13 protein-coding genes and 1 pseudogene are annotated in these 19481 nt (G+C 70.4%); 3 read left to right on the plus strand and 11 right to left on the minus strand.

Annotated elements, in window-relative coordinates:
• The first annotated feature begins 60 nt into the window (after positions 1 to 60).
• Both glpK and CMC5_RS04580 read left to right on the plus strand, forming a co-directional pair.
• Positions 61 to 1578 carry a glycerol kinase GlpK gene (glpK, locus tag CMC5_RS04575; protein WP_050429270.1) on the plus strand — a complete coding sequence of 506 codons (1518 nt, stop codon included), beginning with the start codon at positions 61 to 63 and terminating at the stop codon, positions 1576 to 1578.
• 294 nt (positions 1579 to 1872) lie between these two features.
• Positions 1873 to 2712, plus strand: coding sequence for a UPF0158 family protein (locus CMC5_RS04580; RefSeq protein ID WP_082362239.1), 840 nt, complete (start codon positions 1873 to 1875; stop codon positions 2710 to 2712).
• A gap of 469 nt (positions 2713 to 3181) precedes the next feature.
• Here the strand turns inward: CMC5_RS04580 and CMC5_RS04585 are convergent, their stop codons facing one another.
• Both CMC5_RS04585 and CMC5_RS04590 read right to left on the minus strand, forming a co-directional pair.
• Complete coding sequence (locus CMC5_RS04585; RefSeq protein ID WP_156338200.1) at positions 3182 to 4114, minus strand: hypothetical protein; 933 nt, start codon at positions 4112 to 4114, stop codon at positions 3182 to 3184.
• Positions 4115 to 4270: 156 nt separating this feature from the next.
• The gene (locus CMC5_RS04590) at positions 4271 to 5413 is read right to left on the minus strand and encodes a lysylphosphatidylglycerol synthase domain-containing protein (protein WP_245678295.1); all 1143 of its coding nucleotides are present in this window, start codon (positions 5411 to 5413) and stop codon (positions 4271 to 4273) included.
• Between the two features lie 80 nt (positions 5414 to 5493).
• Between CMC5_RS04590 and CMC5_RS04595 the strand changes: the two genes are divergently transcribed.
• A complete protein-coding gene (locus tag CMC5_RS04595) occupies positions 5494 to 6030 on the plus strand; it encodes an OmpA family protein (protein ID WP_050429272.1) in 537 nt (178 codons plus the stop codon).
• 468 nt (positions 6031 to 6498) lie between these two features.
• On the opposite strand, the gene CMC5_RS04600 is transcribed toward CMC5_RS04595, so the two are convergent.
• The 9 genes and pseudogenes from CMC5_RS04600 to CMC5_RS04640 form a co-directional block, all read right to left on the minus strand.
• Entirely contained in the window at positions 6499 to 8046 is a 1548-nt protein-coding gene (locus CMC5_RS04600; RefSeq protein WP_050429273.1) for a solute symporter family protein, read from the minus strand.
• A pseudogene (locus CMC5_RS42040) lies at positions 8043 to 8318 on the minus strand (DUF485 domain-containing protein); the annotation flags it as partial. The gene CMC5_RS04600 and the pseudogene CMC5_RS42040, both read right to left, overlap by 4 nt.
• 134 nt (positions 8319 to 8452) lie before the next feature.
• Positions 8453 to 10402, minus strand: coding sequence for an acetate--CoA ligase (gene acs / locus CMC5_RS04610; protein WP_050429274.1), 1950 nt, complete (start codon positions 10400 to 10402; stop codon positions 8453 to 8455).
• A gap of 42 nt (positions 10403 to 10444) precedes the next feature.
• Entirely contained in the window at positions 10445 to 11827 is a 1383-nt protein-coding gene (locus CMC5_RS04615) for a hypothetical protein (protein ID WP_050429275.1), read from the minus strand.
• 268 nt (positions 11828 to 12095) lie between these two features.
• Positions 12096 to 13490: a sigma-54-dependent transcriptional regulator gene (locus tag CMC5_RS04620; protein ID WP_050429276.1), complete on the minus strand. Its 1395-nt coding sequence runs from the start codon at positions 13488 to 13490 to the stop codon at positions 12096 to 12098.
• A 139-nt stretch (positions 13491 to 13629) separates the two neighbouring features.
• Positions 13630 to 16638, minus strand: coding sequence for an ATP-binding protein (locus CMC5_RS04625; RefSeq protein ID WP_050429277.1), 3009 nt, complete (start codon positions 16636 to 16638; stop codon positions 13630 to 13632).
• Between the two features lie 8 nt (positions 16639 to 16646).
• Entirely contained in the window at positions 16647 to 16847 is a 201-nt protein-coding gene (locus tag CMC5_RS04630) for a hypothetical protein (protein ID WP_050429278.1), read from the minus strand.
• Between the two features lie 53 nt (positions 16848 to 16900).
• Positions 16901 to 18409 (minus strand): hypothetical protein, encoded by a 1509-nt coding sequence (locus CMC5_RS04635; protein ID WP_050429279.1) that lies wholly within the window; start codon positions 18407 to 18409, stop codon positions 16901 to 16903.
• A gap of 192 nt (positions 18410 to 18601) precedes the next feature.
• The gene (locus CMC5_RS04640) at positions 18602 to 19417 is read right to left on the minus strand and encodes an SDR family NAD(P)-dependent oxidoreductase (RefSeq protein ID WP_050429280.1); all 816 of its coding nucleotides are present in this window, start codon (positions 19415 to 19417) and stop codon (positions 18602 to 18604) included.
• Positions 19418 to 19481 lie beyond the last annotated feature (64 nt).

Genomic DNA, 19481 nt, shown 5'->3' on the forward strand with positions numbered 1-19481 from the left:
ATGCGGCGACGCAGGGATCGAGCCCTTTGCGCGCCTGGAGAGCCGGGTTACGCGGCCTCCATGGAAGCCGATCTCCTCCTCTCCATCGATCAAGGCACGACGGGGACCACGGCCCTCGTCATGGAGGCCTCCGGGGTGACCCTGGGCCGTGCCACACAGGAGTTCCGCCAGCATTTCCCGGCGCCCGGCCTCGTGGAGCACGATCCCAGCGAGATCTGGGAGAGCGTCGGGGACGCCGTGCGGGAGGCCCTGGCCGCGGCCGGGGTGCGGGGCGAGCGGATTCGAGCGATCGGGATCACCAACCAGCGAGAGACCACGGTGGTGTGGGAGCGCCACACAGGCCGGCCCATCCATCGCGCCATCGTCTGGCAGGATCGTCGGACGGCCGACCAGTGCGCTGCTCTCCGCGCGGCGGGCCACGAGCCTGCGGTGAAGGCGACCACGGGGCTCGTGCTCGACCCTTACTTCAGCGGGACCAAGCTCGCCTGGATCCTGGATCACGTCGCCGGCGCGCGCGCGCGTGCCGAGCACGGGGAGCTGGCGTTCGGGACCATCGACAGCTTCCTCGTGTGGCACCTGTCCGGCGACGCGAAGGGCGGGGCGCCGGTCCACGTCACCGACGTGACCAACGCCTCGCGCACGCTGCTGATGAACCTGGAGCAGCTCGCGTGGGACGACGGGATGCTGGAGATGCTGAAGGTGCCGCGCAAGGTGCTGCCGACGATCGTCGGCTCGGCGGAGAAGGTGGCAGTGACGCGCAACGTGCCCCACCTGCCGGACGGCATCCCCATCACGGGCATCGCGGGCGATCAGCAGGCGGCCCTCTTCGGTCAGGCGTGCTTCGCGGTGGGCGAGGCGAAGTGTACGTACGGCACTGGCGCGTTCGCGCTGGTGAACGTGGGCTCGCGCCCGCTCCGGAGCCGCTTCGGGCTGCTCACCTCCGTGGGCTGGCGCATCGGCGACGAGGTGGTGTTCGTGCTGGAGGGCAGCGCGTTCATCGCCGGCGCGGCGGTGCAGTGGCTTCGCGACGGGCTCGGCGTGATCCAGAGCGCGACCGAGATCGAGGCGCTCGCGCGACAGGTCCCGAGCAGCGAAGGGGTGACCTTCGTCCCGGCGCTCTCCGGCCTCGGCGCCCCCTACTGGGATCCCGAGGCGCGCGGTTTGATCTGCGGTGTGACCCGCGGGACCACCAAGGCCCACCTCGCTCGTGCGACGCTGGAAGGCGTCGCGCACGAGGTGGCCGACCTGCTCGGCGCGATGGCCGAGGATCTGGAGCAGCCGCTCGCGCGCATGCGCGTCGACGGAGGCGCCGCGGCGAACGACCTGCTCATGCAGTTCCAGGCGGACACGGCAAACATCACCATCGACCGACCCACCGAGCTGGAGTCGACGGCACGTGGCGCGGCGATGCTGGCGGGCGTGGGCGCGGGGATGTTCAAGACCAAGGCCGAAGCGGCGCAGATGACGAAGCTGCAGCGGACATTCTGGGTGGAGATGGGCGAAGCCGAGCGCGCCGCACACCGCGTGCAGTGGGCGGAGGCCGTGCGCCGGTCTCGATCGTCTGCCCCGCGCGGTTGACGGTGCCGTCCTTCCGCCCATGAGGCGTCCAGCGTCGCGCCACGGTGGATCCAGGCTGCCGAGGGGGGAGAAGGTGCGCCGTGGAGCGCCCTCGAGAGGCGCGCGTCATCCAAGGGACTGCGCGCTTCGGTCCTCGGAATCAGCCACGCCCTGGGCGGGTTGAGCCAGAGAACCCCCCAGCACCCCGGAAGTTCTATGACGATGGCGCAAATCCGTTCAAACTTGGTCCACTTGAACCGGGGCATCCGGACAGCCCACCGGGACCCCGTCGCTTCTACGAGTCACGAGGAGGACATGCCGAACAACGAGAACCCTTCAGCCGGTGGGGCCGCCATGCGCGACATCCCGATCGACTGGGAGGCGCTAGAGGACGCCTTCGAGAACAACGCGCCAGAGGTGCATTCCTATCTTCACCTCAGCACGGGGGACGTGCTGCGTGTGGTGGACGGCGTGGCCGATCCGCAGATGCACGCGCGGATCGCCTCGGACCTGAACTACCTGCGCATCGATCCGGTCAGCTCGCGAGAGCAGTACCGCTGGATGGAGCGGTACATCCCGATGGTGGAGGACCCCGAGCTTCAAGGGAAGCTCACGCAAGCGATCGACGGCAAGGGGGCGTTCCGTCGCTTCAAGGACGTACTCATGCAGTACGGCCCCGAGCGCGAGCGGTGGTTCGCCTTCCGGAGCGAGCGGCTGCGCATCTTCATGGAAGCGTGGCTCAACGCGCATGCGCTCACCCCGGTGGCGCGTCCGATGTGGGTGCCAGAGCCGTCCCGCCCGGGCCAGGAGGCGCCTCCGGTGCCCGAGCACCCGGAGCCGCGGGAGGTGCGGCGTGGCAGGAGCGTGGAGACCCTGCGCAAGAACCTGCGCGAGATCGCCGAGGCGCTCGGTCCCCGGGATCTCGACACGCTGACGGCATTCGCCGAGTTCCTCAAGGCGCGGCGCGCAGCGCGCTCGTTCGCGCAGCATCACCAGTTCGAGACGCCCCACCACGACGAGGACGTGGGACCGGCCTCGCACGAGTCCCACACCTCGGTGACGTCGGACGCCGAGCTTTCCCATGCCTCGTCGAAAGACGGGCCCGAGAGCGCCGAGTCACGCATCGAGCGAACGCCCGCGAGCGACGTGGGCTGATCCCGAGAGCAGCCGCCTGACGAAGGTGGCTGCTTTCGCGGGCAGCCGCCTGACGACGGTGGCCGCCCGCGGACCCCATGGGTCTGAGCCGGCGGGCCACCGCCGGACGGAGGCGATCGCCCTGGGAAGGTGCCCAGCCCGAAATCCTGGTCGTCAGCGCTGCCGCCCCGGAGAGGTTGCCGCGAAAGTGGGTGCGTCGGCGCGCGACCTCGCCGCTCTCCGCGCTCGACCCGCAGGCGCCGACGCCGCCCAGGCGGGTTGCTGGAGAGACAGGGGGGCGCTGGCCGGCGAAGGCTGGTGTTGCCACAAAACGCCGTGGATCGACGGAAGACGAGGGCATGGACGCCGCGACATTCCTCTCGCCTCCGGCTGGCGACCGCGGGAGTTTCCCGGCGAAACTCACCCCGTCGGCGTTCGACCACCGCACTTCACCGGGCCATCCGTCTTCTGACACTGCCAAAGGGGGTGATCAGCCTTCGGTGAGCAGACAGCGCTGGTAGCCGTCACTGCACCACCCGCGCTGGTGCAGCGGACTGAGCGGCGCAGAGGTCCCCGGCAACGTGCGCTTCGCCCCCCATGGACCGAAGGGACGCATCACCTCCGACAGCGCGCGCGGGCGTGCGCGCTCGCCCAGGTTCGCCAGGCCACCCCCCTCCCAGGTGCGCCAGCGTGGGTGCGCGCAGTTTTCGAGGTCGCCACACCGCGCCGTCGACTCGAACCAGGGCACGTCGGCGGCGTCGGCGTAGGTCGCGTGTGACCCGCGGGCGGAGAGCACGACCGGATGATCGCCAGCGCGTCGCACCCTCGCCCACGGTCGGAACGGACCGGGCGCATTGTCTTCGTGCCGGGCCAGGTACACGCCGACCGGCTCCCCGCGCGCGTCGAGCCGCACGGTGACGTGCTCCCAGTCGCTCTCGTGATCGAAGAACAGGAGCCCGTCGTTGTAGGGGTAGTAGAACCAGTACTGGATCAGCGTGCCCCCGTCGGCCCGCGGGTACACGTGGGCGTAGCACGTCCAGTCGCTCGGCTCGTCGCTGCCCGCGCGGGCTTCCGCCCCGAAAGGCTCGGCGTCATCGCCTTCGAGCGTCGGCGGTGTCATCCCCGCGAACGCGGCTCGCAGTCCCTGCGCTCCCGGGAGCCGCGCGCGCGCGAGCAGCCAGGGCACCGAGGCGGGACGATGCGCATCCAGCGCGTCGAGCACGACGACGGGAGCGAAGCGCTGCGCGACCTCGTCCTCCCAGGCGTCGAGCAAGCCATCACCATCCACATCCCCTTCGGTGAGGGGCTCGGGCCCGCTCTCCAGGAGCCCGAGGATCCGCGCGCGCAGATCCCCTGAAGGCTCGTCGAGGTGACCGTCCGCGAGTTCTGCCGCGCCGAGGGTGAGCGTCAGCAGGGTCGACACGACGAGCCGCCTCTTCGCGCGATGACGAGCGCCGATCGAAGCGAACAGAACCAGCCTGAGCACCGCCTTGAAGTATACGGGGTCTCCCCAGGGTCCATCCGGCGATCGACGTACGATCCATGCGGAGATCGAGGCGTGGATGCGCTCCCCGAGACGTCAGGCCAAGGTCTCCGTGATCACCGAACGTTTCAGACTCTCGCGCGTGGGCGATCGGGGCTCGCTCGGAGCCCTGACTTTCCAGAGAAGGGGGGTGAGCGCGCCGAGCGGCAGGAGCGCGATCTGGAGGAGGTGAGCGAGCAGCGCGATGGCGATCGCCTTGGCCTCGGTGGTGTGCAGCGTCGAGGCGGAGAGGGCGAATGCGCCCTCGCTCACCCCGAGCTGGCCGGGGACCAGCACACCGACGGCGAGCGCCATCAGGTTCAGGCCCTGCGAGAAGAGCGCTTGCACGGCCGAGACCGACACGCCCACGGCGTGGACGATGACGCCGTACTGGAGCACTTGCAGCGCACGGCCGAGGAGCAGCGCGGCCGTCGGGCCCGGAGAGAGCACGGGCGTCTCCTTGGCCACCTGCTGGAAGGTGGCGGCGTTCCGGCTGAGCCGCTCCCGGCGCGCGAGCCATCGACCGAGGCGGGGGGAGCGCATGACGAGGCGCACACCGACGCCGAGCAAGAACAGCACGGCCGCATGGATCAGCAGGGCCACGGTGATCCAGGAGGCGCCGGTCAAGCGGGAGGCGGCCCACGCGCACGGCAGAGAGATCAGCGCGGTCGACAGCAGGGTGGCAGCCTGGGTGGTGGCCGCGCCCGCGGTGGCGGGGGCGCCGCCCGTCCAGGGGGCGAGCAGCGCAGCCTTGGTGGCCTCGGCGGCGGTGCGCCCCGCAGGCGCCAGGGTACCGACGGCCGTGCCGATGAGCTGAGCGCGTGCGAGCACGGGGATCGGCACGGCGTGGGCGCGGCGTCCCAGAGCGAGCCAGGTGGCGAGGGCGTCGGTGCCCATGCGCGCCACCTCGATGGTGAGGAGCAGCGGAATCCACGGGGCGGCGGTCTCGAGCACCTCGAGCAGCGTGGCCGGGCCGGCGTCGCGGACGAGCAGCGCCACGGTGGACACGCCGCCCACCGCGAGGGCGCCGCGCAGCGCCCACATGCCCCAGCTCTTGAGCCGCTGCCGTCTCGCCGCGCGTGCGGCGTCCGTCACGACAGCCTGGACCGAGCTTCCTGGCAGCGCGAAGGCTGGATCCCGTTTCGCGAGCGTCCCTGTCACCACACCATCACCCTGGGCGTAGCGGACAGCACGATGCATGCCGTCGGGATCACGCGCTCCGGGCGGACGGCTTGGTGTCGTCAGTGCAACATGGTAACAGCGGAGCACAAGGAGAGAGCATGCGGACGGGTGAATCCCTCGTGTTCGGGCTGTGCTTGGCGCTGATGGTGGGGTGCGGTTCCGCCAAGGTGGAGGTGGAAGCGGCGTCGCAGCCGCCGCCGCCACCCGATCCCCAGCCAGTGCAGCAGCTCCAGCCTGCGCCGCCACCGGCCCAGGTCGCCGTGGGCGACGCGGTGCTCGAAGGCGACCGCATCCGCATCGCCAAGAGCATCCACTACGACACGGACAAGGACGAGATCCGGTCCGAGTCGTTCCCGGTGCTCAACAACGTCGCCGAGATCGTGAAGACCCACCCCGAGATCGTGCAGCTCACGGTCGAGGGGCACACCGACAACCAGGGGTCCACGGAGCACAACATCAAGCTCTCCGAGCGACGGGCGAACGCGGTGGTGCGCTACCTGATCGGCGCCGGCGTGCGGACGCCGATGGTCGCTCCGGGTTACGGGGCATCCGCTCCGGTCTGCTTCACCCCCGACGAGGGATGCAAAGCGCAGAACCGGCGCGTCGAGTTCCGCGTGAAGCGCACCGGGCAGTGAGCCAGCGCCGGACCGCAAGCCAGAGCGTCGCGCGCCCACCCTGTTGCGCCCTGCGCTCGAAGCGCCCCTCTCGGAGAGCGCGTGGGCGCTGGTCGATGGCACCTGGCACCGACAGTCGCTCGGTGACCTCGACGATCTCGTGACGCCTCGACGGAGCCTCGTCGCGGGAGCTTGCTGCGTTCGTAGAGGGCATCCTCTGCCGGGCCATGGACGACGACCGTCTCCGGTCGCACTTCAACACGACGGTCCTGGCGCGGACTGCGTGGCTCCGTGAGCTGGTGCAGGCAACCCGCGCGCTCGATGGCGCGTCGAGCGAGAGCGCCGATGGGATCGAGCGGCGATGGGCTTACCTGAAGGCGCTGGCCGAGGAGGCGCTGGCCGAGGACGAGTGCAGACCCCTTGCGAACGTCGCTGAAGGGGTTGCGATCCACGCGAGCGCAGGGGCCGTGAAGCCCCTGATACGCCGTGTCAGTCCGCGGTGGTGGCGCCGAGGTGCATGCGCCGTTCGACCTCGGCGAAGCGCATCGAGGCCGTGGGCTCGGGGGAGAGCAAGGAGACAACGATGCCCACGAGGAACGACAGGGGCATGGTGACGAGGGCCGGATTCTTCAGCGGGAAGATCGCCGTCGCCTTGTGGAGCAGGTCGACCTGAATGGTCGGCGACAGCGCGATCAGCAGGATGGCGGAGACGGTGCCGGTGATCATGCTCGCCACCGCCCCCCGGGTGGTGAAGCGCCGCCAGAACATCGACAGGACCAGGGCGGGGAAGTTGGCGCTGGCTGCGACCGCGAACGCCAGGCCCACCATGAAGGCGACGTTCTGGCCCTTGAAGACGATCCCCAGCACGACGGCGAAGAGCCCGAGCACCACCGTCGCGACGCGCGCCACCTTGAGCTGCTCCTGCTCGTCGGCGCTGCCCTTCTTGATCACGCTCACCCAGATGTCGTGCGAGAGCGCGGCGGCGCCGCTCAGGGTGAGGCCGGCGACCACGGCCAGGATGGTGGCGAACGCGACGGCGGAGATGAACCCGAGGAACGCCTTGCCGCCCGCGACCTCGGCGAGCAGGAGCGCCGCCATGTTGCCACCCTTGTCCACCGCCCGGATCGCGTCGCGCCCCACGAGGACCGAGGAGCCGAAGCCCAGCACGAACGTCACCAGGTAAAAGAACCCGATGAAGCCGGTGGCGATGAACACCGAGCTGCGGGCCGCCCGCGCTCCGGGCACGGTGTAGAAGCGCATCAGCACGTGCGGCAGCCCCGAGGTGCCGAACATGAGCGCGAGGCCGAGCGACACGGCCTCGAAGGGGCTCGTCACCAGCTTGCCAGGGGCGAGCACGTCGGGCCCGTACTGCTGCGCCGCCGCGTCGAAGAGCTGGAGCGGGCTCCAGCCGAAGCGCGAGAGCACGAGCAAGGCGAGCAGCGAGGCGCCGCCGAGGAGCAGCACCGCCTTGATGATCTGCACCCAGGTGGTGGCGATCATCCCGCCGAAGAGCACGTAGGCGAGCATCACCGCGCCGACGATGAGCACCGCCGTCTCGTAAGGCAGCCCGAACATGAGCTGGACGAGCCCGCCGGCGCCGACCATCTGCGCGATGAGGTAGAAGGCGACCACGGTGAGGCCGCCGACGGCGGACGCGATGCGCACCGGCGTCTGGCGCAAGCGGTAGGCGACCACGTCGGCAAAGGTGTATTTGCCCAGGTTGCGGAGCGGCTCGGCGATGAGGAACGTCATCACCGGCCAGCCGACCAGCCACCCGACCGAGTAGATGAGGCCGTCGAAGCCGGACGACGCGACGAGGCCGGCGATGCCGAGGAAGCTCGCGGCGCTCATGAAGTCCCCCGCGAGCGCGAGGCCGTTCTGGAAGCCGGTGACGCTCCGACCCGCGGCGAAGAACTCGCTGGTGGTCTTGGTGCGCCGCGCCGCCCAGTAGGTGATCCCCATGGTCAGGGCGACGAAGCCGAAGAAGAAGGCGATGGCGATGGGGCTCGTCTGACCGAGCGAGGTGTCGGGCTTCATGAGTCCTCTCCAGCAGCGCGGATGGCTTCGACGGCGGGGTCGTACCGGCGGTTGGCCCAGACGACGTAGATGCCGGTGAGCACCCAGGCGGCGAGGATGACCGTGGCGCCGAGCGCGATGCCCACGCTCAGGCCGGGCCGGATCACCTGCCCGAGCAGGGGCTTGTCGAAGGCCACCAGCAGCACGAAGCCGAAGTAGACGATCATCGTGGTTGCGGTGAGGATGAGCGCGATGCGGTCGCGCCGGGCCGCGAGCTCGCTGAGCGCGCGGGTCGTGCTGGGGGGGCCCTGCGCTGGTTCCTTTCCGGCGCCAGGCGCCGACGTGTCAGGGGGGTCGTGCCCCGACGCGCTCCCGGTGGCGTCGTCCTCCGGGGCGTCCGTGAGCCGCGAGGCTGCTCGCTGTGCGCTCATGCTGCGCGCTCCTCACCGAGGACGGTGGTGATGATCGACTCGACGATGGCAGGCTCGGCCAGCGTGCTGGTGTCCCCGAAGCCCTCTCGTTGCCCTGCGGCGATGCCCCGGAGGATGCGGCGCATGATCTTCCCGGAGCGGGTCTTCGGCAGGCCCGGGACCATGTGGATGCGGTCGGGCGTGGCGATCGGACCGATCATGTGGCGCACCTGCTCCTTGAGCGCGCCGATGAGCTGTTCTGCGCTCTCGACGGGCGTGTCCGGGCGCAGCACCACGTAGGCGAAGATGCCCGTGCCCTTGATGGGGTGGGGGAAGCCGACGACGGCCGACTCGGCGACGGCGTCGTGGCGGCTGAGCGCGCTCTCCACCTCGGCGGTGCCGAGGCGATGACCCGAGACGTTGAGCACGTCGTCGACGCGGCCGGTGATCCAGTAGTAGCCGTCGTCGTCACGTCGGCAGCCGTCGCCGGTGAAGTAGAGCGACGGGAACCGGTTGAAGTACGTCTCCCGGAAGCGGCGGTGGTTGCCGTAGAGCGTCCGCGCCTGGCCGGGCCAGGGGCGCGTCACGCAGAGGTTGCCGCTCACCTCGCCGCCATGGATCACGTGCCCCTCGTCATCGAGGAGCGCGAGGTCGATGCCGTAGAACGGGAGCGTGGCCGACCCGGCCTTGCACGGCGTCACGCCAGGGAGGGGGGTGATCATCACGCCGCCCGTCTCGGTCTGCCACCAGGTGTCGACGACCGAGGCCTTGCCGTGACCCACTTTCTCGTGGAACCAGGTCCACACCTCGGGGCTGATCGGCTCGCCGGCGGAGCCGAGCACGCGCAGGGTCTTGCGGCTGGAGCGCTCGAGCACCTCGTCGCCGGCGGCGATGAGGGCACGGAGCGCGGTGGGCGCGGTGTAGAGGGTCGCCGCGCCGAGGGCGTCGGTGATCTCCCAGAGCCGGCCGGCGTCGGGGTAGTTCGGGGTCGCCTCGAGGAGCACCGTGGTGACGCCGTTCACGAGGGGGCCGTAGACCACGTAGCTGTGCCCGGTGATCCAGCCGATGTCGGCGGTGCAGAAGTGCACGTCGTCGGGGCGCGCGTCGAAGGCGTGCGCGTGGGTCATCGAGGCGTAGACGAGGTAGCCCGCGGTCGTGTGCAGCACGCCCTTCGGCTTGCCGGTGGACCCGGAGGTGTAGAGCACGAACAAGGGGTCCTCGGAGGCGACCCACTCCACGGGGCAGGTCGACCTGTGCTTCGCCGTCTCGTCGTCGAGCCAGAAGTCGCGGCCTGCGCGCATGGGGACGGAGGCGTCGGTGCGCCGGGCGACGAGGACCGAGCGGATCTGCGACAGGCCCTCGATCGCCGCGTCGGCGATCGCCTTGAGCGCCACCTTCTTCGGCCCTCGCGGCGCCTCGTTCGCCGTGACCAGCACCTCACACCCGGCGTCGAGGATGCGCTCGCGCAGCGCCTCGGCGGAGAAGCCGGCGAACACCACCGAGTGCACCGCGCCGATGCGCGCGCAGGCGAGCATGGCGAAGACGGTCTCGGGGATCATGGGCATGTACAGGCACACCCGGTCGCCCTTGCGCACGCCGTGGGCCTTGAGCACGTTGGCCACCCGGCCGACGTGGTGCTTGAGGTCGCGGAAGGTGAAGGTCTTGTACTCGCCGGGCTCGTTCTTCGCCCAGATCAGCGCGGGCTTTCCGGGGTGCACGGCGGCGTGGCGGTCGACGCAGTTGAAGGCCGCGTTGAGGCGGCCGCCGGTGAACCAGGAGAAGTCGACCTCCTCCACGTCGACGTCGAGGATGCTGTAGGGATCGTGGAACCACGACAGCGTGCGCGCCTGCTCACGCCAGAAGCGCTCTGGCTCGGCGAGGCTCTGGCGATAGCTTTCGCGGTACTCGTCCATGCTGCGTGCCCGCGGGTTCCCCAGCGCGAGGGGGCTCGAACTCAGATCGATCATGGTGACGGTTTCCCTCCACGGTCTCCCCGGCATGCGCCGGGGCTAAAGATAGACGTGCGTCTGCAGGGTCAGCTCGGATTTGCGTGTGTCTTCCACCGGCTTGCCCGAGGGCACGGGCTGAAACACCGGGCGGCTCCGGTAGTTGATCGTGATCTTGGCGTTGTGCCCGAGGATCAGCCAGTTGAGGCCGATGTCGGGGACGACGACGGGGTCGCCCAGCGCGGTGAAGTTGGACCAGCGCACGGACGCATAGGGCTGTAGCTGCCCCGCGCGCCCGAAGCTCCACGGCGCGAGCCAGCCGAGGATGCCGTAGTAGGTGATGCCCGTGCCCATGGTCGGTACCGCGTTGCCGGCACCGTTGAACGAGCCGGCTGCGCCTTCGGCGACGCCGGACGAGGGGTTGAGGATCCCGACGTTGCGCACGTACCCAGGGCCCGAATCCTCGTACTGGGCGCTGACGTAGCCGGTGAAGGCGCCTGCCTTGCCGGCGGGCAGATCGACGAACGTGTCCACGCCGAGGAAGAGCTGATCCGCCTTCCGCTCTTCGCCGGCGGAAAGGTACGACATGGCGTTCGGGTGGTAGTAGAAGCCCGTGCCGACGTTCCAGACCTTCTTCTTGCCGAGGTACGTGCCGACGGCGTAGGGGAGCGCGTTGCTCTCGGGTTCGAGGAAGTCGTACTTGAAGTAGCCGGTGAACGCCTTGCTCTGCGATCTCGGGTTGTAGTCGGCGCGGCCTTCGCCAGGGGTGCCAGGGGTGGAGAACGGCTCGTTGATCGCGACGCGGTAGTCGAACTTCTCGATCTTGCCCTTGGCGTACACGCCGAGTTGCCGCGCGAACTGGTCCGTCTTGTCGATGGTCGGCCAGTTGGAGATCGGCATGTCGATGGGGAGCATCGAGATGGTGGTGCTGTTCGCCAGCCGGGTGGGGCCCTGCCAGTAGTGAAGGCCTGCGCCCATGGAGAGCACCTCGTCGACGATCTGATACTGCCCCCAGATGTCGTGCATGTAGAGCTGTGGGCGCTTCGGGGTGTCGGCGCCCGTGCCGAAGCCCCCGGAGACGGAACTCTGGTTGTTCATGCCGAAGTGGGCGACGAGCATCACGTCCTTCGAGACCTGCGCTTGGACGAGGAGGCGCGCGCGGCGAACGGCGAAGTCGAGGGCCGAGGACGTGGGCTCCTCTCGCACGACGGAGTCGGGATTCAGCTCGGTGTAGCGGAGCCACACCTGGCTCCAGGCCATGACCCGCAAGAAGCGGGAGCCGTCCTCGCTGAGAGGGATGGTCGCGCCCTGGCTGAGGTTGGGGAACGCCGGTGTGGGGGTGCTCTGCACCGGCGGAAACCCTGGCGGTGGACTGATGACCTGAGCGCTCGCCGTCGCGGCCACGCTGAGCGCGGCGACGGTGAACGCGGCTCCGAGCACGCGCATGAGATGGCCAGCTCCCCCGCACCAGGGGACGGCAAGCCCCCCGGCGCGCTCGAAAGAATCGTCGGCGAGGCCCAGGCCCGAGCAGAGGTCGGGGGATCGGGTGGTCGCCGTGGAGCCTCTACAGCAAGCCCGGGGCCAAGCCGTGCGGCCGCCGATTCATGCGCCATGGGCGGTCCCGTGGATCGTGCGTCGGGCGACCCCGAGCGGGGTGGGGTGTTTCGTAACGAGGGGTCGCTACCTTTGGTAACGCTCACGCCTCACAACGCGCTCACGCCCCGCGCGGACGCGGCAGGCCGAGGCGCTGCCGGCGTTCCCACAGCGCCTTGCGGCTGATGCCGAGGCGCCGTGCCATCTCGGTCTCGGTGAGATGATCCTGGTGTTCGAGCACGAATTTCCGGAAGTAGTCCTCGAGCGAGAGGGAGCCGTGGTCGCTGCTGGTCGCAGCGGGGGGGTTGTCGGTGGTGGGAGACCCGGACCTGCTCTCGTCGCTCTCCAGGCCGAGCAGCTCGGGCGTGATTTCGCCCCCTTCACACAGGATCACCGCCCGCTCGATCGCGTTCTCCAGCTCCCGGACGTTGCCCGGCCAGGGGTGCGAGATGATGGCGCGCTCGGCGTCGTTGGTCAGGACGAACCGTCGGCCGGTGGACGAGGCGTGGGTGACGAAGCTGCGCGCGAGCGCGAGCGCATCACCCGAGCGCTCACGCAGGGGAGGGATGCGGATCTCGATGACCCGCAGGCGGAAGTAGAGGTCGTTGCGGAACGTCCCGTCCCGCACCATCGCCTGGAGGTCACGGTGGGTCGCCGCGACGAGGCGTACGCTGACCCGTCGGGCCTTGGTGGCGCCCACGTGCCGCACCTCGCCCGTCTGCAGGAAGCGGAGCAGCCGCGCCTGGGCCGAGGCGGGGAGCTCGCCGATCTCGTCGAGGAACAGGGTGCCTCCGTCGGCCGCCTCGACGAGGCCGGTGTGCGTGCTGGTCGCGCCGGTGAACGCACCGCGCTCGTGGCCGAACAGCTCGGACTCGATCAACCCTTCCGGGATCGCGGCGCAGTTCACGGGGACGAAGGGGCGATCTTTGCGGCGGCTGTGGCGGTGGAGGGCGGTGGCGACCAGCTCCTTGCCGGTCCCACTTTCGCCCAGCACCAGGACCGTCGCGTCGCTCGGGGCGACCTTGCGGATCCGCTCGAACACGTCGCGGATGCCGCGCGAGCTGCCGATCATGCCCAGGTCCGACCCCGCCCCCTCCGTGGGGGCGCCGGTACACTGGGTCGGAGGAGGTGCAGCCGCGCTCTCCTCGACGGCGCTGGAGCCCGGACGCGGCTGGGCGAGGATCGTCTCCACGAGCCGGAGCACCTCGTCGTGGTCGAAGGGCTTGGGCAGGTACTCGGTCGCGCCGAGCTTCATCGTCTCGACGGCCGACCGCACGGTCGCGTAGCTGGTCATCACCAGCACCGGGGTGCCGGGATAGCGCGTGACGAGGTCGGTCCCTGGCGCGCCTGGGAGCCGCACGTCGGCGATGATCAGATCGAAGGCGCGAGGATCCTGATCGGTCTCCGCTTCGCGTACCGACCCGGCCTCCGTCACCTCGTATCCCTGACGCATCAGCAGGCGACGCAGCTCTGCGCGGATCACCAGCTCGTCTTCGACGATGAGGATACGGGGCATCTCGACGGGCGCTGATCTTCCTTCGAAGCCTCCGCCAGGGGAAGCCGTACGGTTGTCGGCAGGGCGATTCCCTCCCGAGTTTCCAGGCGGTGCACGGGGGCTCGATGTGCGCTGCGTCAGGCTGAAACCTTCACGATTCTCAATGGTTTTCGGGATGACGCGCTGCATGAAGTGGGAGCCGCACGGTCACCGTGGTGCCGATGCCTTCCTGGCTCTCGAACACGACGTCGCCGCCGTGCTCGCGCACGATGCTGTACACGAGCGAGAGGCCGAGGCCCGTCCCCTCCGCCGGGTCCTTGGTGGTGAAGAAGGGCTCGAAGACGCGTGTCTGGAGGCCCTGAGAGAGGCCCACGCCATGATCGATGACCTGCGCGAGGACGGAGGTCTCCTCGGCCTGAGCGGTCACCACGACCTGCGCTCCTGCCGTCGAGGCGTCGCGGGCGTTGGTGAGCAGGTTGACGAAGACCTGGGTGAGCTGCTGCCGCTCGCCGAGTACGAGCAGGCCCTCAGGGCACAGGTTTTCGAGCTGCACCTGCTTTGCGGCCCGGTCGAGGCGGACGAAGCGGATGGCGTCGTCCACCACGGCGGCAAGCTCGACGCGGCCCACCCGCGCGCTCGCCACTTCGCCGACATGGCCGGGTGCGCCGGGTGCGCCGGGTGGGCCGGGGGCAATGGAGCTGGTACCCGTCTGACTGAACGTCTTGAGCGAGCGGACGATGGCGCTGATGCGCATGGCCTGCTCGACGATCATCCGGGCCCGCTCCTGCGTGTCGGGTGAGTCCGTCTCCTCTTCGAGGTTCTGCGCGAGGCAGGTGATCCCGGTGAGCGGGTTGCCGATCTCGTGGGCCATGCCGGCGGCGAGCCGCCCCATCGAGGCCAGGCGGTCGTGGTGGATGAGCTGCGCCTGCAGCGCCTCGCGCTCGGTCCGATCCTCGACGAGCAGCACCATCCCGCCCGACCCACCCGCCGGCGCGCTTCCGGGCAGCGCCGAACGCGCCAGCTCGGCGCGGTGTACGCGCAGCGAGCGGCGCTGTCCGTCGCGCGTCTGCACGGCGATCTCGTCGACGCCTTGTTCACCCGTCGCGACGAGGCGCCCCAGCACCTCGCCCCAGGGCGCCTCCACACGCTCGATGGGCAAGCCGACGGCGTCCTCGCCGGCGATGGTCGTCGTCGCGCCGAGCGCGCGGTTCCAGAGGATCACGCTGTGGTCCGGGCCGAGCGCGCACACGCCGAGCGGCAGGCCTTCCAGCACGGAGCGCAGGTAGCGTCGCAGCACGTCGAGCTGAGCGGCGGTTCCCTGGAGGGGGCTGCCGCTCTGTCCCAGCCGCTCTTCCAGAAACCGGAGCTGATCCGCGAGCGCCGCGTCCTCGCCTGGGCTCGTGTCCGCGCCCTGATCGACCACCATCCGCGCGAGGACCGGGCCGAGCAGGCCCGAGAGGTTCTGTTCGACGCGCTCGCGGAGCTGCCGTTGCTCGGCAGGTCGGAGATCCCCGGGCTCGAGGTCGAGTTCCTGCACCGCGCGCTCCACCTCCGCCTGCGCCGCGCTCTCACCGAGGGAGCGCGCGAGGCGCTGGGTCAGCTCCGCAGCCGAGGTGGCGGGCGCGCCGCGCTGCGGGGCGGGACCTTCGCGCGCACACCGACGTGCCGCTTCGACCTCGGCGTCGCCCTGGCGGGTGAGCAAGGAGACGATCGCGAACAGCGTCACGTTGAGCGAGAGCGACACCACGGTCGGGGGCGTCCAGCTGTCGGTGTAGAGGTCCCCGAACGCGGGCAATCGGAGGCTCGTGCCATGGCTGGAGCTGACCAGGGGCAGCATCGCCATGGCGATCCACGCCAGCGCGCCGGCGCCGAGGCCTGCGAGGAAGCCCTGACGCGACGCGCGCTGCCAGAACAGCAGGCCGAACAGGCCTGGCAGGAGCTGCGCGAAGGCGACGAACGACACCAGGCCGGGCTGCACCAGGGGGCCGCCGCTGACCTCGAGCAGGTAGAGACCGTAGCCGGCCACCACGATGGCCGCGATGAGCCCTCGCCGCAGCCACAGGAGCCGCGCATAGGCGTCGCGCTGGAGCACCTCGATGCGCGCGGGCAGGACCAGGTGGTTCAGCGTCATCGCCGCGAGCGCGATGGTCGTGACGATCGCCATGGCGCTTGCGGCGGCCACGCCGCCGACGAAGCCGAGCAAGGAGAGCGAGACGGACCCCAGCGCGCGCGGCACGGCCAGCACCAGGACGTCCGCCGGGGCGCCGGGGGCTACCTCGCGTCCGGCCCACAGGATGGGCAAGAGCGGCAGGTTGATCAGCAGCAGGTAGAGGGGGAAGCCCCAGCCCGCCGTGAGCAAGGAGCGATCCGGCGGGCCCTCGGCGAAGGCCACGTGGTACTGCCTCGGGAGCAAGAACGCGGCGCCGAAGGAGAGCAAGAGGAGCGTCATCCAGCTCGTGCCTCGCCTCACGGGGGCGAGCTGAGCGGCCCACGCCTCCGGGTGCGCGGTGAGCCAGGTGGAGAGCCCAGCGGTGCCGCCGAACACGCCCCAGAGCGCGAGCGCGCCCACGGCCAGGAGAGCGCCGAGCTTCAGTAGCGAGGCGAAGGCCATCGCCACCGCGAGGCCCGCGTGCCGCTCGCGGGGGGTCACGTGGCGGGCGCCGAAGAGCACGGTGAAGAGCGCGAGCAGCGCCGTGACCAGGAGCCCGAGCGTCGGGATGGAGTGCTCGGGGGCGAGCGCGCGCGCCGAGTCGACGATGCCGCGGATCTGCTGCGCGATGTACGGCACCGAGGCGAGGAGCGAGAACAGCGCCACGACGGCGCCGGTGAGGCGGCTCGGGTAGCGAAAGGCGAACAGGTCGGCCAGCGTGCTGAGCTGGTGCGCGCGCGCGAGCCGGAGGACCGGGAGCCAGATGGCCGGGATGGCCAGGCAGGCGAGCGTCGGCCCGAGGGAGATGGCGAGGAAGTCGAGGCCGTGCTGGTCGGCAACTCCGACGCTCCCGAAGTACGTCCAGGAGCTGGCGTAGATGCCGAGCGAGAGCACGTAGGTCAGGGGGTGGCGCGCGAGCCCGGCGGGCAAGCGGCCCCGCTCGGCGGCGTGCGCGAGCAGGAAGAGCACCGCGACGTAGCCGAGCGCAGCGGCGAGCAGGTGGGCGTCGGAGAGCGCCAAGGCCGTCTCTACTCGTCCTCGCGCGTGGCGGAGTGGGAGGCCCACGCGGCGAGCCCGATCAAGACGATCCACACCACGAACGGGGCGAGCCAGCCTGCTTCGGCGCGCGCCCAGAGAAAGCGCGCCGGCGTCACCAGCAGGAGAAGGCCGAGGCCGAGGCCGACCATCGAGATCTCGGCTGCCGTGCGGCCGTCGCGTGACCCTCCCATGAGCGCAGCATACCTCGACCCTGTGGGCGTCGCGTGGGCGTGTGCGCCCGGTCCTACGCGCGAGCGGTCTTCAGCTTGCCCAGAAGGACCGACCGTCGGAGCCCCAGTCCGTGCTGCTCCTGGGTCTCCTTGGCGAGCAGGTAGTAGCGGAGCGCCTCTTCCTTGCTCCCCCGTGCGCCGTGGACGTCGCCCATCACCTCCTGACAACGGGCTCGTTGCGTCGGGCTCGGCATTTCGAGGAAGCAGCGCTCGGCGTCTTCTAGCAGCGCCAGGGGATCGAGGGGACGCGCGGGATCGGGTGGTAGCGCGGACGCGAGTTCGAGGAGCGTGTCCCCCCGGAGGCGGAGGCTCCAGGCGTGCTCCAGGGTGGCATGGAGCCGCGAGAGCGCCGCGTCGACGTCGGTCGGGGGGGCGGCGAGGCGCGTGAGAACGACGATCTCGGCGCTCTGGAGCGCGGCCAGCTCCTTGAGATGCTGCTGCTCCGCGACCTCGGGCAGCGTGGTGGCGAGGAGGGTGTGGGCTTCGTCCCACCGCGCCGCGCCGACAAGGATCTTCACGAGCTTGCGGGCGAGCAGCGGGACGGCGTCCGGCCACTCGGCGCGCGCTCGCGCGAGGGCGCTGGTCGAGAGGGTGGAGGCCCTCGCGAGTTCCGTGCCTTCCAGGGCGAGCAGCTCGCCACGGAGGGCGGGAAAGAGGATGGCGTACCAGGGTGGATCTGCCGAGGCGATGTCGAGCGCGACCCGCTCCGCCAGGCTCAGCGTCGCCTCGACCTGACGGAACGCGGTCTCCGTGACGCCGTCGACGTCACTGGCCCTCCGGGTCAGGTCGATCAGGAAGTCGCTGTACAGGTACAGGAGCCCGTCCTGCCGCTCGCGCGCGGCTGCCGCGATCAGGCCGTCCACGCGCGCGATGATCGGCTCGATGCGCCCGTCCTGCTCCAGGGAGAGCCGCAACATGAGGCAGTGGGTGTCGGGATCGATCTCGTTTTCTGGCGTCGCGGACGAGTGGACGAGGTGCAGCGCGTGGTCGGCGGCCTCTCGCTCCCCGCGCGCGAAGTGGCACGCTGCCAGGCCCACCTGGATGGGGGCGGTGTTCATCCCGCGCTGCTCGTGAAGCGAGAGCGCTTCGCGGAAGTCCTTCTCGGCGATCTCGAGCGCCCCCCGTTCGAGTGCGGCGCCAGCGCGGAACTGCAGGGCTTGCGCGCGGCTGGGCTCGTAGACGGCGGGCATCCGATCGGCCTCGCCGAAGAGCTGCGCGGCCATCCTGTAGTCTCCACGTGACTGGGCGGCGAGACCGGCGCGGAGGAGGACGAGCCAGTCGTTCATGGTGCGGTCGTCCACGCCCGGGAGTGCGGCGAGGGCGCGCGCCATCCCGCGCTGCTCGGTGCCGAGGGGCGTCGGGTTGGACGCTTCGAGGAGCCGCCGAAGCGAGGGCGCCTCGGGCCCCGTGGCGCCCTCGCTCTTGGCGAGCCCTGCCTGGATCCAGTGCCGTGCCTGCGTGAGCCGATCTCTCTGCGCATGGACGGCGGCAACGATCATGTCGAGTTCAGCTGGGATGACCATGAACTCCTCGCTGAGGGATGTGGCCGCAGGGGGTGGCCGGCGGTTCCCGGACGAGCGACCGGGCCTGCATGCCAGGATCCACGTGAGGGGCGTGCTTGTGCAAGCGGCATCCGGCGCTCGCTTGCGCATCCTCCCGCGGAAGATGGCCATTCACACCCTGGAGCGCGGGCCACGGGCCGTGGCCTGCGGCCCTCATCCCATCCGGCGGAAAACTTGCGGTACGATCCAGTCGTAGAAGGCCTGCGGCGCGCTGCGCTTCGCCTGCCACGCCAGGCGTCCGTCCAGGTGCGGCAGCGCGTAGAGTTCGTTCTGCTCCACGGCCTTGATCGCGGCGCGTGCCACACCGTCGGCCTGCACCTTGGACCGCGCCATGAGCCGCTCGATGGCCTCGGGGCCGGAGTTGGGGACGTGGGTGCGACCGCTCGCGGCGATGCCGGTCTTGAAGAAGGTCGGGCACAGGACCGTCACCGTCACGCCAGCGGGTGCGAGTTCGACGCGCAAGGTCTCCGAGAGGGCGACGACGCCGGCCTTGGTGACGTTGTAGGGGGCGAGAGGCGGGGTGCAGAGCAAGCCGGCTGCGGACGCGACGTTCAGGATGGCGCCGCTCCGCTGGGCCTTCAGCCGCGGAGCGAAGGCGTGGCACCCATAGATCACCCCCCAGAGGTTGATGCCCATCACCCAGTCCCAGTCCTCGAGGGGGACGTCGCCCGTCAGACCCCCGACGGCGACGCCGGCGTTGTTGATCAGGAAATCGACGCCGCCGATGGCACGGTCCGCCTCGTCCGGGAGTGCGAGGACGTCTTCGCGCCGGCTCACGTCGCAGGCCACGACGGAGGCCTCCCCGCCCGCGTCCCGGACGAGGCGTGCGGTCTCCTCGCCCGACTCCTTGTTGAGCTCGGCGATGAGGATCTGGGCGCTCTTGCTACGGGCGAGTTCGAGCGCGAGGGCACGGCCGAGGCCAGAGCCAGCACCAGTGATCACGACACGGGGACGATCGGGCAGCCGCATGGTTTTGCCCCCTACCATGGTCACGCCTCCGCTTCTGCCCGGTTCTGCCCGGTCCGGTCCGGGG

This window comes from Chondromyces crocatus, from assembly GCF_001189295.1.
Lineage (GTDB): Bacteria > Myxococcota_A > Polyangia > Polyangiales > Polyangiaceae > Chondromyces > Chondromyces crocatus.

Coding starts and splice junctions, on each gene's coding strand:
- glpK (WP_050429270.1), top strand. CDS start 61: ATGGAAGCCGATCTCCTCCTCTCCATCGATCAAGGCACGACGGGGACC.
- CMC5_RS04580 (WP_082362239.1), top strand. CDS start 1,873: ATGCCGAACAACGAGAACCCTTCAGCCGGTGGGGCCGCCATGCGCGAC.
- CMC5_RS04590 (WP_245678295.1), bottom strand. CDS start 5,413: ATGCATCGTGCTGTCCGCTACGCCCAGGGTGATGGTGTGGTGACAGGG.
- CMC5_RS04595 (WP_050429272.1), top strand. CDS start 5,494: ATGCGGACGGGTGAATCCCTCGTGTTCGGGCTGTGCTTGGCGCTGATG.
- CMC5_RS04600 (WP_050429273.1), bottom strand. CDS start 8,046: ATGAAGCCCGACACCTCGCTCGGTCAGACGAGCCCCATCGCCATCGCC.
- acs (WP_050429274.1), bottom strand. CDS start 10,402: ATGATCGATCTGAGTTCGAGCCCCCTCGCGCTGGGGAACCCGCGGGCA.
- CMC5_RS04615 (WP_050429275.1), bottom strand. CDS start 11,827: ATGCGCGTGCTCGGAGCCGCGTTCACCGTCGCCGCGCTCAGCGTGGCC.
- CMC5_RS04620 (WP_050429276.1), bottom strand. CDS start 13,490: ATGCCCCGTATCCTCATCGTCGAAGACGAGCTGGTGATCCGCGCAGAG.
- CMC5_RS04630 (WP_050429278.1), bottom strand. CDS start 16,847: ATGGGAGGGTCACGCGACGGCCGCACGGCAGCCGAGATCTCGATGGTC.
- CMC5_RS04635 (WP_050429279.1), bottom strand. CDS start 18,409: ATGGTCATCCCAGCTGAACTCGACATGATCGTTGCCGCCGTCCATGCG.
- CMC5_RS04640 (WP_050429280.1), bottom strand. CDS start 19,417: ATGCGGCTGCCCGATCGTCCCCGTGTCGTGATCACTGGTGCTGGCTCT.